General features: G+C 53.3%; 9 protein-coding genes. 6 read left to right on the forward strand and 3 right to left on the reverse strand.

The features are described from left to right. A partial coding sequence (locus ACYC56_RS07355; RefSeq protein ID WP_461373533.1) for a S8 family serine peptidase occupies positions 1–819 on the forward strand: 819 nt, incomplete at its 5' end. 143 nt (positions 820–962) lie between these two features. Here ACYC56_RS07355 and ACYC56_RS07360 read toward each other — a convergent pair. Then, positions 963–2,624: a phosphoenolpyruvate carboxykinase (ATP) gene (locus tag ACYC56_RS07360; RefSeq protein WP_461373534.1), complete on the reverse strand. Its 1,662-nt coding sequence runs from the start codon at positions 2,622–2,624 to the stop codon at positions 963–965. Between the two features lie 316 nt (positions 2,625–2,940). Between ACYC56_RS07360 and ACYC56_RS07365 the strand changes: the two genes are divergently transcribed. Both ACYC56_RS07365 and ACYC56_RS07370 read left to right on the forward strand, forming a co-directional pair. Continuing rightward, a complete protein-coding gene (locus ACYC56_RS07365; protein ID WP_461373535.1) occupies positions 2,941–3,129 on the forward strand; it encodes an SHOCT domain-containing protein in 189 nt (62 codons plus the stop codon). Between the two features lie 82 nt (positions 3,130–3,211). Continuing rightward, complete coding sequence (locus ACYC56_RS07370; RefSeq protein WP_461373536.1) at positions 3,212–4,507, forward strand: erythromycin esterase family protein; 1,296 nt, start codon at positions 3,212–3,214, stop codon at positions 4,505–4,507. A 38-nt stretch (positions 4,508–4,545) separates the two neighbouring features. On the opposite strand, the gene ACYC56_RS07375 is transcribed toward ACYC56_RS07370, so the two are convergent. Then, positions 4,546–6,063 carry an LssY C-terminal domain-containing protein gene (locus ACYC56_RS07375; protein WP_461373537.1) on the reverse strand — a complete coding sequence of 506 codons (1,518 nt, stop codon included), beginning with the start codon at positions 6,061–6,063 and terminating at the stop codon, positions 4,546–4,548. Between the two features lie 137 nt (positions 6,064–6,200). Between ACYC56_RS07375 and ACYC56_RS07380 the strand changes: the two genes are divergently transcribed. Beyond that, on the forward strand, positions 6,201–7,826 hold the full coding sequence (locus tag ACYC56_RS07380; protein ID WP_461373538.1) for an MFS transporter: 1,626 nt from the start codon (positions 6,201–6,203) through the stop codon (positions 7,824–7,826). On the opposite strand, the gene ACYC56_RS07385 is transcribed toward ACYC56_RS07380, so the two are convergent. Next, entirely contained in the window at positions 7,798–7,971 is a 174-nt protein-coding gene (locus ACYC56_RS07385) for a hypothetical protein (protein ID WP_461373539.1), read from the reverse strand. The two genes, ACYC56_RS07380 and ACYC56_RS07385, sit on opposite strands and share 29 nt — an antisense overlap. A gap of 217 nt (positions 7,972–8,188) precedes the next feature. Between ACYC56_RS07385 and ACYC56_RS07390 the strand changes: the two genes are divergently transcribed. Beyond that, on the forward strand, positions 8,189–10,795 hold the full coding sequence (locus ACYC56_RS07390; protein ID WP_461373540.1) for an MMPL family transporter: 2,607 nt from the start codon (positions 8,189–8,191) through the stop codon (positions 10,793–10,795). Between the two features lie 86 nt (positions 10,796–10,881). Then, positions 10,882–13,587 (forward strand): cation-translocating P-type ATPase, encoded by a 2,706-nt coding sequence (locus tag ACYC56_RS07395; RefSeq protein ID WP_461373541.1) that lies wholly within the window; start codon positions 10,882–10,884, stop codon positions 13,585–13,587. The last annotated feature ends 329 nt before the right edge of the window (positions 13,588–13,916 follow it).

Below are 13,916 nucleotides of genomic sequence, written 5' to 3' on the forward strand. Positions count from 1 at the left end.
GCACCGGGTGGCGATGATATGGGTACCAACCCCGCATACGGTATCTTAAGCTGCTGGCTGGGGGGTGGCTATGCTTGGGCCCAGGGTACCTCTATGGCAACCCCGTATGTCGCCGGTCTGGCCGCGATTATCGCCGCTAAGTACCCATCTCGCACGGCCGACCAGATCGCTTGGACGATTCAAGAAGCAGCTCATGATCTGGGGGCGGCAGGGAGGGATGACCGGTTCGGTTTCGGGCGTATCGACGCTCAGAAATCGCTTGGGCAGAATGCTACGGGGATTGATGAAACACACGGCGGTATAAGTTATATCGGAACGTGGAGCACGCAGGCTTCAGCATACGCAAGCGGCAGTAGCTACAAATCTGCAAGTAATATTGGAAGTGAAGCCACATATCAGTTTAACGGCACGCATGTCGCGTGGCTTACAAAGACGGGTCCATCCGAGGGTATCGCTGATGTATATCTTGATGGTGTGCTGCAGGGGTCTGTTGATCTCTACGACGCACAGGATCCTTGGCAGTACATCGGTTTTAATGCGGACAACCTTGCATCGGGCGCTCACACCTTAAGGATAGAGGCCACCGGCACGAAAAACGTGGCCTCCTCCGGCACAGAGGTGATCATCGATGCGCTCGATGTAGAAGGCACGACCATACTCAGCTCACCCCCAGCCCCTTTGATCGGCGCCAGTGATTTCTCCTACGGAATGGACACTAATTTATTGCTGGCCATCGCACTCCTGCTTACCGCAATCGGTGCTTCGCTCGTTTTTAAAAAGACTTACAGGGCGCGGCACGCCAAACGTTTCTTGCATTAGAAACTACTCACGGTGCGTTACAACACAACGTTAGGGTCATACAGTATGTAACAAATAGTGTTACATACTGTCGAGTGAGGGATCTAACGCTTTTCCGTAATTCTTTTTAGCGAGCGCTCGCTAAAAAGCCGCGTTCTCTGGATTTAAATCGGATGCAACATTTTATCGAGTTTCAACCTTGCCGCGATCAGAGGATCGATGAACGCGCTCTCCATATCGTTTTCGAGGTCTCGTTTATTCGATAGATATGTGATGCGGTCCTGCATTCTTTTTCGCAGAAACTCGATATATGGTCTTTCCGTGGTCGGCTCAAAATTCTCATCGTAGTCGGCGCCGAATAGCTCGGCGCCGTTTTTCGGGACGAGGAGCCCGGGGAACGTCTCCCATTCTTTCCACTCGATCGTTCCCCTTACGATATTTGTGACGATGGTGAGGGAGAGTTGTAGCGTGATATTTATCTCTTTATCCGGCAGTCCGAAGGCATGTGTATTCATGACGTAGCACTCGGTACCGAGCTTGAAGAGCTTGCTGAACTGCTGGCAATCGACCATGAGCGGGTGGACCCTAAACGGGTTTGCAAACGGCTCGATAACGAGCTTCGCAAGTTCGTCCGCCGGGACGTTCTCAACGCCTTTAGCCCTCATCGTGCTCAGTGATGCGCCCATTGCAACGGCAAGGCCGATATCGGCGATTTTGCTGACAGGCGGCAACGACGGATCTTTTTGCAGCCAGATCACACTTCCGGGGCGGGCGCAGGAATCGGCATGGTTGAACATATCGCGCGACTTGATGCAGCGACCGTTATCGTTTCTGATATCTTCGCCCATGAGAAGCCGCGAGCCATCCGGTTGTTGTGTCACGGCAACGTTCTGCGCCGAGTAGAAATACTTGATGCTGGGGTCGTTAAATTTCACGGCATCGGTCTTGTCGAAAAGGCTCGGCTCAAGAGCGACTGTACTGTCGGCGTCCAGGTCGATGAGGAACGCATCATCGTGGATCACTGTTACTTTTTCGTTTTTGTTTAATGTGCCGGCATGGTCGTAGCTGTTGGTGAGCGATGATTTTCCGGAACCCGAGAGCCCGAAGACGGCAACCGGGGGCTCCTCGTCTATGGTCTTGATGCCGCCATGGCAAGCGACCATGTTTTGCCTGGTTCCAATGGTCCATGCAAGCGTGAGCGTGCCCTTCTTTCTCTCGCCGAAATAGCGAAGCCCGAGCAATGCCGCACAGTTCTCGTCTTCGTCGATAATGACAAGCCCGTCCGGGAATCTGGCATCACGCCACTCCGGATCGGCCATGACGAGGATATCCGGCTCGTTGATTTGCCTGGAATCCTTATACATATCGGTCCATGGTTTCATCCATGGTGCAAAGTTAATCCCCCAGTCGAACATGTTCTTTGCATCGGTCGCAGGGCTAATGAGATTGGCCTTAATTGCAAAATCGGGATGAAGGCCGACGACGGCCTCAAGCCATAGACCCTCGCGTTTGTTGACCTGGTAGACGGCTTCACTTAGTATCCGCAGGTATTCGCCCTTCTCTGCCCCCATCTGGCGTACCAATCGCCTGGCCCTGGCCGTGCGGCCGACGATTCCCCCGTCATTTGAAACAAGGATTTTTGCATCCGCTGGAAGGTCGAACTGCTCCGGTTTATAGAATGGCTGTGATGTCGCCATGACTTCGGGTTGTTTCAATGCCAGCTCGTAAAGTTCGGGGATGGTCGTCTTTCTTACGGAATTAGCGTAAAACGCACTTTCGAGCATTGCCCTCCATGGAGAACGTGGGGGTATTTGGATACTGGCCATTGAACTTCCTCCTAGCATTTCCTTTTAAGTTATAGGATACTCCCTAACTAGGCGTTTTAGCAATGCTTGTGCGCTTGTACCGGCCTAAAGAAAGGCCACCTAGTATATATTAATCCACCGGTTAAACTGGGATTGTGTGCAGATTTCATCCGCTTTGCACTGCTTTCATCGCACTTTGCGTGCTATCAGAGTTTAGATTCGCATACTGACGGTATATAAAAACCGGCGGTCGCTAACGGCCGCTGGTGCGCTAAAAATTAGGCTCACACATGGCATGCGATTGGAGTACTTGGTTCGGTATTGGAGGTATTTTATTATGATGATTCTCTTGCTCGGGTTGATTATAGTCGGGGCCATCTATGCTGCTGGAGGGTTCAGGGGTGGCCCTATGCGTCGCCCTGAGGAGAACAGGGATCGGGCGTTGCAGATTCTCCAGGAACGGTATGCGCGGGGCGAGATAGACTCCAAGGAATATGAGGAGAAAAAACGGGCACTCGCAAGCTAATAACTTTAAGAAACCACCCTCAAATATGAGAGCCGGCAAACTATTTTGGACTATTTTGGACTGTTTTGGGTATCTAATAGACATGATGGATGCATTAAGAACTATCTCGTATTCGCTTGAAAACGAAAACGATCTCGATCCTCTAATCGAGCAGGCCGGCGTTGCTCAGGCCGTCTTGATCGGTACAGCCACACACGGCACCAGCGAGTTTTACAAGTGGAGGGCCGCGATAACCCGGCGCTTGATCATAGAGAAAGGGTTTTCCTTTGTAGCGGTAGAGGGCGACTGGCCTGCATGCTATCAGGTGAACCGTTATGTTAAAGGCGCAGCCGAACCGGGGCAGAGCGCAGCGGATGTTTTGCGTGCGTTTAACCGCTGGCCCACGTGGTTATGGGCGAATACTGAGGTAGAGGAATTCGTTACGTGGCTGAAAGAGCACAACGAGAATCAGCCCGGCGAACAACGGGTCGGCTTTTACGGGCTTGATGTCTACAGCCTCTGGGAATCGCTTCGGGCCGCGGTAAAGTACCTGAAAGACACCGTCCCGGATGCGGCAGACGCGGCCAAGCAGATCTACCGGCGATTCGAGCCCTCCCGCCGTGACATTGAAGGCCATACCTGGAGCGTGGGGTTGGTGCCCGAGCCCCACAAGGATGAAGTGGTCAGGTTTTTGTCCACCCTTGAGCACCTCCCGCCGGTAATCGCTGCGGATGCCGCCGAAGAAAAACTGAGCGCCGAGCAAAACGCTATGGTCGCCATCAACGCCGAGCGCTATTACCGCGCGACGCTAAGCGGTGACCCGGATGCCTGGAACGTGCGCGAGGGGCACATGGCCAACACGTTCTTCCGCCTCATGGATTTTCATGAAAGAACCACGAGCGCGAAGGGGATAATTTGGGCCCACAACACCCATGCAGGGGATGCCCAGGCCACGGATATGGTCGCTATCAATCAAACCAGCATCGGACAAATCGTGCGGGGTGCGCTTGGGGCCGAGAGAACGTACCTGATGGGATTCGGCTCCTATGAGGGCAGTCTAATCGCGGCCGATGATTGGGACGCCCCAATGAAAGAGATGCCCCTTCCACCGGCGACGTTTGACAGCTGGGAGCACCTGTTCCATGGTTTTGACGGGAGGAACCGGATGGTATTGTTCACGGCGAATCGCCAGGAATCGCAGTTTTTCTCACAGATGCGGGACCACAGGGGGATAGGCGTAGTATATGATCCCAATGCGGAATTCGCCACCTATACCCCAACTGCCTTGCGCGACCGCTATGACGCGTTTTTATACATCGACAGGACCTCTGCTCTCAAGCCGTTACCCATAAAACCCGAGACGGGCGAGCCCCCTGGCACCTATCCCTCGGCGGCTTAGAAAAAGCGCGCCTCAACCCAACTACGATGAATCGTGCATTATTTTAAATAGATAACATACGCTTTTCCATCCGTAAAAAACCTGCTCCCCGCCTGGTTTTGCCCCAGTGTGGGCTGCACGATCTGAAATACGCCGGTAGATGAGCTATCCCCGGTGCGTTGCAGCTCGTTCTTAACCTTATCGCGTTCTTTGTCGACATTGGGGTCGATCTCATGGGTGGGCAGAATCGAATTTTTTATGACGATGCGTGTATCAAGGTGGGCCGTTGCAAACCATACGCGCCCATCCCCTTTAAGGATAAACGGCGTGTTCCAAAAGTGAATGTGCTCACGCTGGCTCACCTTGTTGGCCTTAGTCGGCTTTTCGTATGCAAAGTCGTTAGGGCGCGCGTTCCAGAACGAGGGTGTCCCCGGCGCTTGTGGGTAGGGTTTTTTAAGGATGGTAGCCCTCGCGAGTTTATATAAGCTGGCCAATGAAATCTTATCGGCCGGCCGCCACCCTGCATTCCTGAACGCTTTGTCCAGCATAGGCCTGCTGCCGATTATGATGATATTGACCGGCTCCATGGGTTTGCCGGTAATATCCTCGCTGACCCTGGGATATTTGACGAATAGCTTGCCGGGGATGTCTCTTACGGTAAGAACTGCGAGCTTTTCCGGCACTCTTACGGGTTCTTTAAAGGGATGCGTTTCGTAGTAATAGACGGTATAGGCGGCCCACAGGATAAACATTACGACTCCGACCAGCACGATACTGCGTTTGCCGGCAAACGGTTTGGTGTCTTTATACGGCTTGAATCTCATGCGGATCTCAAGCGAAGTGATGATGGCGGTCACCCACGCTGCGCCGGCGGCATACCCGCCTAACACATCGGAAGGAAAATGAACGCCCAGGTATATCCTGGAGAATCCTATCGCGATGATAATGAAGGCGGCAACAATGACCGTGAGTATCTTTGCCAACGTGGATTTTACCGATCTGAAGACAAAATATGCGGCAAGCCCATAAAAAGAGATGGCAATAAAGGCATGGCCGCTCGGAAAACTGTAGCTACGCTCCGGCGCAATCGCGTTTACAAGCGGGGGCCGTGACCTCTGAAACAGGCCCTTCATGGCGTATACGAGGAACTCCCCAGCGGCAACGGAAGTGATCAGCGCGATCAGGTGGTACCAGCGCTTTAAAAGTACAAGTACTGCACCCACTGCGATAACACCTATGAATATAACCTGGCCTTTTCCTAGATACGTTATAAAAAGCATCACCTTGCTGAAGGAAGGCGTGCGGAAGATCTGCACCAGGTTAACAACACGTAGGTCGGCCCGCACCAGGGGGTCGCGCCCGATTAAGTCTTGGGCTACGCCGAGAAAGAGGAAGATAAAAAACGCCGTGACAACTACGCCGATAGTGAGGTTGAGCCCGAAAACGGCATCGGGGTCGGTCCGGCGCTGCAAAAAGCTAAAAAAGCCCGGATGCCGCGCAACGAGCTTTTTTACTTCAGGGTCTTCCCTGACCGCTTTTACGATTGATTTCGTAACCGACTTTATCAGTTTAAACATAAGTGCACATTTTAGGGCTGTGTCACAAGAGCTTGCGTTACATCGTTACTATACCCAATTATTATGCACGGATGCTTGGGATGGGCCGCAAAAAGTAGGGTAAGAATAGGTGTGCGGAAAGCCGGATGGGAGCGTGGATGAGGGTTTCGTTATCGAATCTTGCAACTGAGAGGTATCGTTGGCTGGCGCTGGTGTTTCTCGCATCGGGTCTTGCGATTGTGATTATCGATAATACCGTGCTCAACGTGGCGGTTCCGTACATACTGCGTGATTTGCATACCACGCTTGACGCCATGCAGTGGGTTATCTCCGGGTACGCTCTCATCATCGCAACCCTGCTTATCACAATGGGTCGATTGGGCGATTTGATCGGCCGCAGGAGGGTGTTTCGCATCGGTGTGGTGTTGTTTGCCATCGGCTCGTTCATCGCATCCATCTCTCAAAGCGCCGGCGTGCTCTTCTTAGGTGAAGCGTTCATCGAGGCCATAGGTGCATCGATGATGCTCACCTCTACGCTGTCGCTTCTCGCCAGCCAGTTTCAAGGCAGGGAGCGGGCCATTGCCTTCGGCGTATGGGGGTCGGTCGCCGGCGCCTCGGCGGCATTCGGACCGCTTCTTGGCGGATATCTTACCACTTTTTACTCGTGGAGATGGTCGCTTAGGATCAATGTTTTTGTCGCGGTGATCGCATTGCTCGGCTCGATTGTTATCAGGGAATCAAAGGGGCGTGGCGGTCAACGTTTTGATTGGCTGGGAACGGTGTTCTCAGGCATCGGACTTGCCGGTCTTGTTTTTGCGCTCATCGAAGGACGAAGGTTTGGCTGGCTCATCCCGAACAAACCGTTTACGATCGATGGGTGGAGCTGGCCGTTCACTACCTTCTCGGTTATTCCGGTTGCTTTTGCAATTGCCGCGGTGTTCCTGGGCCTTTTTATCGCCGCTGAATACATCATTGCGCGACGGGGCGGAAGCCCGCTTCTTGACCTGCGCTTGTTCAAGAGCAGGGGCTTTACTCTTGGTCTTGTGACCCTCGGTATCGTAATACTGGGCCAATTCGGCGTCTTTTTTGTGATGCCGATTTACTTGCAAAACGCACTCGGCCTTACCGCGTTTCAAACGGGACTCATTATCCTCGCTTCATCGATCAGCGCTTTTATTTTCGGCCCGCTCTCGGGCATTATCGCTTCGAGAATCGGCCCCAAGTGGGTGGTCACGACCGGGATGTTCATGCTGTTGGCAGGGGCATATGTTCTGCGTCAATCGATAAGCGTAACCGCGACTGGTGAGTCGCTGGCGCCGGGATTTGCGCTCTTCGGCATCGGGATCGGCATGACCTCCGCCCAGCTCACCAACTCGATTCTCTCCTCGGTACCCATCCAGTTTGCCGGAGAGGCCTCGGCTACCAACGCTACCGTCCGGCAAGTCGGCACGAGCATCGGTATCGCCGTTATCGGTGCGGTGCTCGCGACAACTCTTACCGCAAGGATTATCGACCACGTTCAAGCCGACCCTTCGATTCCCGGTGTTGAGAAGGGTGCGATCGTCTCGACGCTTAAAAACGTGACGATCGAGAGTGGCGCGACCGGCACGCTGCCCAAAAAACTGCCGCCCCCGATTTCAACCGCAATAAAAAATGACATCAACCGGGCGTTTGTTGATGCCACACGACGTGCACTTGGCGTAGGCCTTATTTTTATCCTTATAGGTGGACTGTTTTCCCTCTTGATTCCGCCCATTAAGCAGGCCGCGCAAGTAGACCCGTAAGAACAGCCGCAATACTTGTCGCTAACAGAAGAGCCGGTCCCCCGAACGTGAACCCCAGCTGAGCCCACGCCACTCCGGGTGACTGTTGCCCCGTAGCCTGTTCCTCATCCGGCCAGGTATCCATATCTAATCTCGCTTCAGACATATCGCTCCCCAATTTCTAGATGTGTGATAAGCCGCGTTTCATCTCTCAATGTATGCCCGAAACCTGGCAAATTATACCGTAAAGAATCACCATAATACCTGATGGTAGGTTGTACCTCAACCGTTGATAATGATTAAAAAAACTTAGCGGTGGTAAGTAAGATATAGCCTGGGCGCGGCGATTGTTAAGGCAAATAGTTAGATTATGGGTTGGGGAAATGTTTAAGGCGCTTGTGGATTTCTTGGTAAAATACCGCATACTGGTGGTTATTTTTTGGTTTGTTTTGGCAGGCGTTTTGCTTTGGAAGGCACCGCTTCTCTCAAGGGTAGGGACCACAGACGAGGCGACATTTCTTCCCGCTAACGCCGAGTCGGTGAAGGCAAGGGACCTTTTAAACCAGAAATTCCCCGGCGAGCAGGCGGCCTCCTCCGGTATTATCGTTATCTACCGTAAAGGGGGCCTCAATAAAGGTGATACCCAATACGTTAAGAACCTCACCGATAAGCTCTCCGGGCGCGACAGGCCGGCGCATGTGTCATCGGCCACATCCTTTACCAACAGACCCGAGCTTACCGGCCAGTTTTTAAGTAAAGACCGCTCGACGGCGCTGATTCAGGTCAACTTATCAGGTGCCGCTTTTGGCACGCAGACCCAGGATGCGGTAGCTTCGGTTAGAAATCTCATGAAAAAGGCAAAGCCGGGTGGGCTAGAAGTACACCTGACCGGACAATCAGGCATCTTAACCGACTTTACGAAAACACTGCAAGACAGCATATCCTTAACGACCATCGCCACGGTCATCCTGGTCATCATCGTTTTAATGATCGTATACCGCTCGCCCGTTGCGATAGTGATCCCGCTTACCACGATCGCCATCGCGTTTTTCGTCGGCCGCGGCATTCTGGGGATTCTTGCGGCCAACGGCTGGAAGATCCCTTCACTGCTGGACGCCTTTATCGTTGTGCTGGTATTCGGCGCCGGCACGGATTATTGCCTATTCCTAATTTCGCGGTTCAAGGAAGAAGCACGGCACGATACAACGCACGCGGCCTTATCAAATACCTTGGAGAGGATCGGAAGCGTTATCACCGCTTCTGCGGGTACCGTAATTCTTGCGTTTTTGGGGATGTCGGTAGCCCGTTTTGGGATGTTTAAAACGATGGGACCGGCGCTTGCACTCTCTATCGCCATTGCGCTTATCGCGGCGCTTACCCTGGCGCCGGCCATGATGAGCCTGTTTGGAAGATACCTCTTCTGGCCGTTCGGCAATAAAGAACCACAGGGTAAGTTCAGCGTCTGGCGAGAGATGGCGCGGGTAACGACCACGTATCCGGTTATCGTGATAGTGGTGGTTATCGCGGTATTGGGCGCCTTTTATACACAACTTCCCAGGCTCAACCGTTCATTCGATACATTAAAGGAACTTCCCCAGTCTCTGGATTCGGTTAAGGGATTTAACCTTTTGCAGCGAAATTTTGCAAGGGGAGACATCTCGCCCTCGGTCGTTCTCGTGCCGGCGCGAAAAGGGGATGTCCTAAGACCGGTGGGATTATCGGCCATCAACTCGTTTGATCGGAGGCTTGCTAAAATATCGGGGGTCTCAGAGGTTCGCAGCCTTGTTCACCCGGCCGGCGTAGGCAAACCGTCACCGTTTCAGGTTAAAAACCAGCTCGATTCGTTTATTAAGGCCTTGAGCAGCAGTCCGCAGGCGGGGCAAAGCACAGCGGCGGCATCATCCTCCCCCGCCGGCAACCTCACTACCATGCGCTCATATTTCGCTGAGCTAAGGGACGAATACCCGCGCATAAAAAACACCCGCTCATACGAGAGCGTTATCGGGATACTAACATCGATTGGCAAGACCCCGGTCCCATCATCATCCCAACGTCTTGCACCCGCACAGGCGCGGCAGCTACAACTTCGCCAAGCCCAAATGTTAGCGCAGCTTAAGGATGCCATCCAGTCGCTGAGCAAGTCGTTTGATTCGCGGCAGTACCTGTACTCAACGGCGCTCGTAAACAGCACGCCGCAGCTCAGTCAGATTAATAAGTTCTATATTTCAAAAGACCACAGTACGGTAAAGTCCTCGGCGGTTCTCAAGCAAGAGCCGTTCTCGAGCGCGGCCTTTGCAGACATCGAGAAGATCCGCTCGCAGGTAAAGAAACCAATCCCGGGGAATACGGCGCTTATTACGGGCCAGGCGATTGTCGGTGGTTCCACAGCGGACTCAGCGGACATCCAATCTACCATAAATACCGATTCGATCCGAATCGCACTCCTTGCCACCCTCGGGATTCTCATCATCCTGGCATTGCTCCTTCGAAGCGCCGTCGCGCCATGGTATCTCGTGGCGACCGTTATTTTTAGCTACGGTGCGACGTTGAGTGTATCGACCTTCTTGTTCCAGGATGTTCTAGGCCAAGCCGGTATGAGCTACTTCGTTCCGATTATTCTCTTCGTGCTGCTGGTCGCTCTGGGGTCGGATTACAATATCTTTCTGATATCGCGTATCAGGGAAGAGTCGATCCGGTTGGGCACGCATCTCGGGGTGCAGGAAGCGGCGGCGCACACGGGAGGCATCATCACGTCTGCCGGTATAATCCTGGCCGGTACCTTTGCCGCGCTTGGACTTTCTCCTCTGCAAAGCTTGTTCCAGACGGGTATCGCGGTGACAATCGGTGTTCTCATCGATACGTTTATCATCAGGGCGATTCTCGTGCCCGCCATCGGCGCCGTGTTCGGTGACGTGAACTGGTGGCCGGCGAAAATCGGAAGGCCGGGTGAGGAAGAGACTGCCCGCAAAGAACGTCCGCACGTTGCATGATCGCCCATGTTAATATGGGTATAAAGTACCAGGAGTAGAAACTCGTTTAGACTAAGAATGCGCAAACATAGAACGGGGTGCAACGTATGGCTTCAAGAAATCCCATATCTGAAGAAACACCAGAGACGGAACCCGAATCCGGGCGAGAGCGATTAAAAGAGCAGCTGGTGCCGGTGGAACAACCGGTATCACAAGTAATACGTTCTCTCGACACAGACCCGGAAAAAGGCCTTACAGGTAGTGAAGTCGCGCGAAGGCTCGCGAAGTACGGGCCGAACCGCCTGGTTGAGCCTCGTACCGTTAGCTTCCTTGATATCTTTTGGGAAGAAGTGCGGGAGCCCATGATACTTTTGCTCCTGGTGGTGGCGGTTGTCTATAGTATCTGGGGGAAGTTCGGGGACTTCTTAACAATCGTGTTTGTCGTCGTCGCGCTGGTCTTTGCCGAGGTCTACAACGAATACCGGGCCAAACACGCAATCACGGCGCTCAAGCAACTCTCTTCGCCCATGGCCCCGGTAATCCGCGACGGGCGCTTCCAGGAGGTACGTACCGAGGATCTGGTTCCGGGTGATATTCTGCTGTTGCGGGTCGGCGAGAGAATTCAGGCGGATGGGCGCCTTATCGAGGCATTCGGTCTGCAAGTCGATGAATCGGCGCTCACCGGTGAGTCGGTTCCCGTGTCGAAAAACGCAAATGCCACGGTTACCAGAGAAACTCCCCTGGCCGAGCAGGTAAACGAGGTCTTCGCCGGCACCGTCGTTACCCGTGGCAAGGGCAGGGCGGTCGTTACCGCTACGGGAATGTCGACGGAGCTAGGGCGCATCACCGGTCTTGTCAGGGAGGCAAAAGAGCCAAAAACCCCCCTACAGCTGGCAATGCGGGAACTTGCCGGGTGGCTGGTCTATGTCGCAGTGTTTTTCAGTATCGCCATCCCGCTCATAGGGTTTCTTGAGGGGCGCCCGTTTAGAACCATGGTGCTCACCGGTCTAAGTCTTGCCTTTGCGACCATCCCGGAGGAACTTCCCATCATCATCACCATGGTACTGGGGTTGGGGGCGCTGCAGCTCTCCCGGCAGCATGCCCTGGTAAAACGCCTTCGAGCGGCCGAGACATTGGGAAACGTTACGGTAATCGCCACCGATAAAACGGGGACGCTTACCGAAAATCAGATGGTCCTCTCCCGCATCGTAACCGATAATCGGATTACCGAGTTAGGGAATGATCGGCTGACGCCTTTGGACAGAGAGCTTCTTCAAGTGGGCGTGTTGGTCAACGACTCCATTTTTGAGAAGGAGGACGGCCAGCTAAGCCTCGTCGGCGACCCCATGGAGGTTGCTCTGATCAGGGCATTTATCGAGTCGGGACAGCGGCCGCAGGAAGTGCGGCAGCGATTCCACCTTAGAAATGAGTTCAGTTTCGATACGGAGCTTAAGTTGATGTCGGCGGTGTTTGAGTTAAACGGCTCCTCCTATGTTTACGTAAAAGGTGCGCCGGAGGCGGTTTTGAGCAGATCGGCAAACTACCTTACCGAATCAGGCGTGGCGCAGATGACTCCCGAGAAACTACGGGATGAATTGAAGAAAGTCGATGCGTTTGCCGAGGAGGGCTTGCGTGTTCTGGCCTTTGCGTATAAAGAAACCGCTAACGGCGAGCGTCTCACAAGGGAGCAAGCCGAGAGTGATTTACGGTTTGTGGGGATTGCCGGGTTCCTCGACCCGCCGCGCGCCGACGCAGCCCAGGCCATAAGGACCACGCAGGATGCCGGGATACGCGTGCTCATGCTTACCGGTGATTACCCCCTGACCGCCAGGGCTATTGCCAAAGCCGTCGGCATCGTCGCCGATGGAACGGTGGTAACGAGCAGAGAGATCGACCGGATGAGCGATGAAGAGCTACAACAAACCGTAAAAAACACTTCTATCTTCGCCCGTATCACCCCCGAGAACAAACTCAGAATCGTGCGTGTCCTCAAGCGAAACAGGCAGGTGGTAGCCGTTACAGGCGACGGAATCAATGATGCCCCGGCGTTGAGCGAAGCCGATATCGGTATTGCCATGGGAGAGACGGGAACCGATGTCGCCCGGGAAGCGGCCGATATGGTGCTAACCGACGATAATTTCTCTACAATCGCCTTTGCCGTGCAAAGCGGGCGTAGAATGTACGACAACCTGCGCAAAGGTGTGCGCTATTACCTCGCCGTAAAGCTGGGCTTGATATCGATTTTCTTGCTTCCCGTACTGCTTGGCATCCCGCTTCCCTTTGCGCCAATCCAGATTATCGTTCTCGAGCTGTTTATGGATCTCGGTGCTTCCGCGGCATTCGTTGCCGAGCCGGGCGAGAAAGACCTTATGATGCGCTTCCCTCGCGATCCGAACCAGCGTTTTATGGATCCTCCTATGCTGCGCACTATTGTTCTAGGCGGCATATCTCTATTTCTGGCCGTTTCGACCGTGTACCTGGTCGCCAACTTCACAACCGGAAACACCCTGGTAGCCCAAAGCTCCGCTTTTGCCACCTGGATGTTCGGTCATATATTTCTGGCTTTTAATATGAGGTCGGACCGGCAGCCCCTTTCAAGCCTCGGCCTTTTCTCAAACGGACCGATGGATGTCTGGGCAATCGGGGCCATCGGCCTTTTGGTGGTCGCGATCACTACGCCACTGCTGCACTCGGCTTTGAAGCTCACGTATTTAAACGCCGGTCAGTGGCTCTTCGCGATCGCCGTTGCGTTCGTGTTTACGTTTTGGATGGAAGTGCGGAAGCATGCTTTGCGAAGGGGTAGCTCCACATGATATTAGGATTCATCTTCTCCGCTAATTCTTCATATATGTTCTTCAAAACTGAATTACTCCTGCCGCCATTTCCATAGTACCTGAATAACCACTGGACACCTATCCAGATATAGAGTTATAGGCTGCATCTTATAGATTGCTTCAATCGAATTAAAGAATCTGCAAATTATTTAATCGATAGGTGCCCTGGTAACTAGCATTATCACCGGAAAAACCCCTGGCAGGCACTAACTAAGCTACCTATTGGCTCCTGAGGAACTATTAACATATAGTATGAGACATTATATAACTACATAATAGATATGTAATATAAAGCTAGGAAAATAGGC

It is taken from the genome of Candidatus Aquicultor sp. (assembly GCF_054640775.1).

Excerpts from the sequence above, each read along its gene's own strand:
- ACYC56_RS07360 (WP_461373534.1), bottom strand. The coding sequence starts at position 2,624 with ATGGCCAGTATCCAAATACCCCCACGTTCTCCATGGAGGGCAATGCTC.
- ACYC56_RS07365 (WP_461373535.1), top strand. The coding sequence starts at position 2,941 with ATGATGATTCTCTTGCTCGGGTTGATTATAGTCGGGGCCATCTATGCT.
- ACYC56_RS07370 (WP_461373536.1), top strand. The coding sequence starts at position 3,212 with ATGATGGATGCATTAAGAACTATCTCGTATTCGCTTGAAAACGAAAAC.
- ACYC56_RS07375 (WP_461373537.1), bottom strand. The coding sequence starts at position 6,063 with ATGTTTAAACTGATAAAGTCGGTTACGAAATCAATCGTAAAAGCGGTC.
- ACYC56_RS07380 (WP_461373538.1), top strand. The coding sequence starts at position 6,201 with ATGAGGGTTTCGTTATCGAATCTTGCAACTGAGAGGTATCGTTGGCTG.
- ACYC56_RS07385 (WP_461373539.1), bottom strand. The coding sequence starts at position 7,971 with ATGTCTGAAGCGAGATTAGATATGGATACCTGGCCGGATGAGGAACAG.
- ACYC56_RS07390 (WP_461373540.1), top strand. The coding sequence starts at position 8,189 with ATGTTTAAGGCGCTTGTGGATTTCTTGGTAAAATACCGCATACTGGTG.
- ACYC56_RS07395 (WP_461373541.1), top strand. The coding sequence starts at position 10,882 with ATGGCTTCAAGAAATCCCATATCTGAAGAAACACCAGAGACGGAACCC.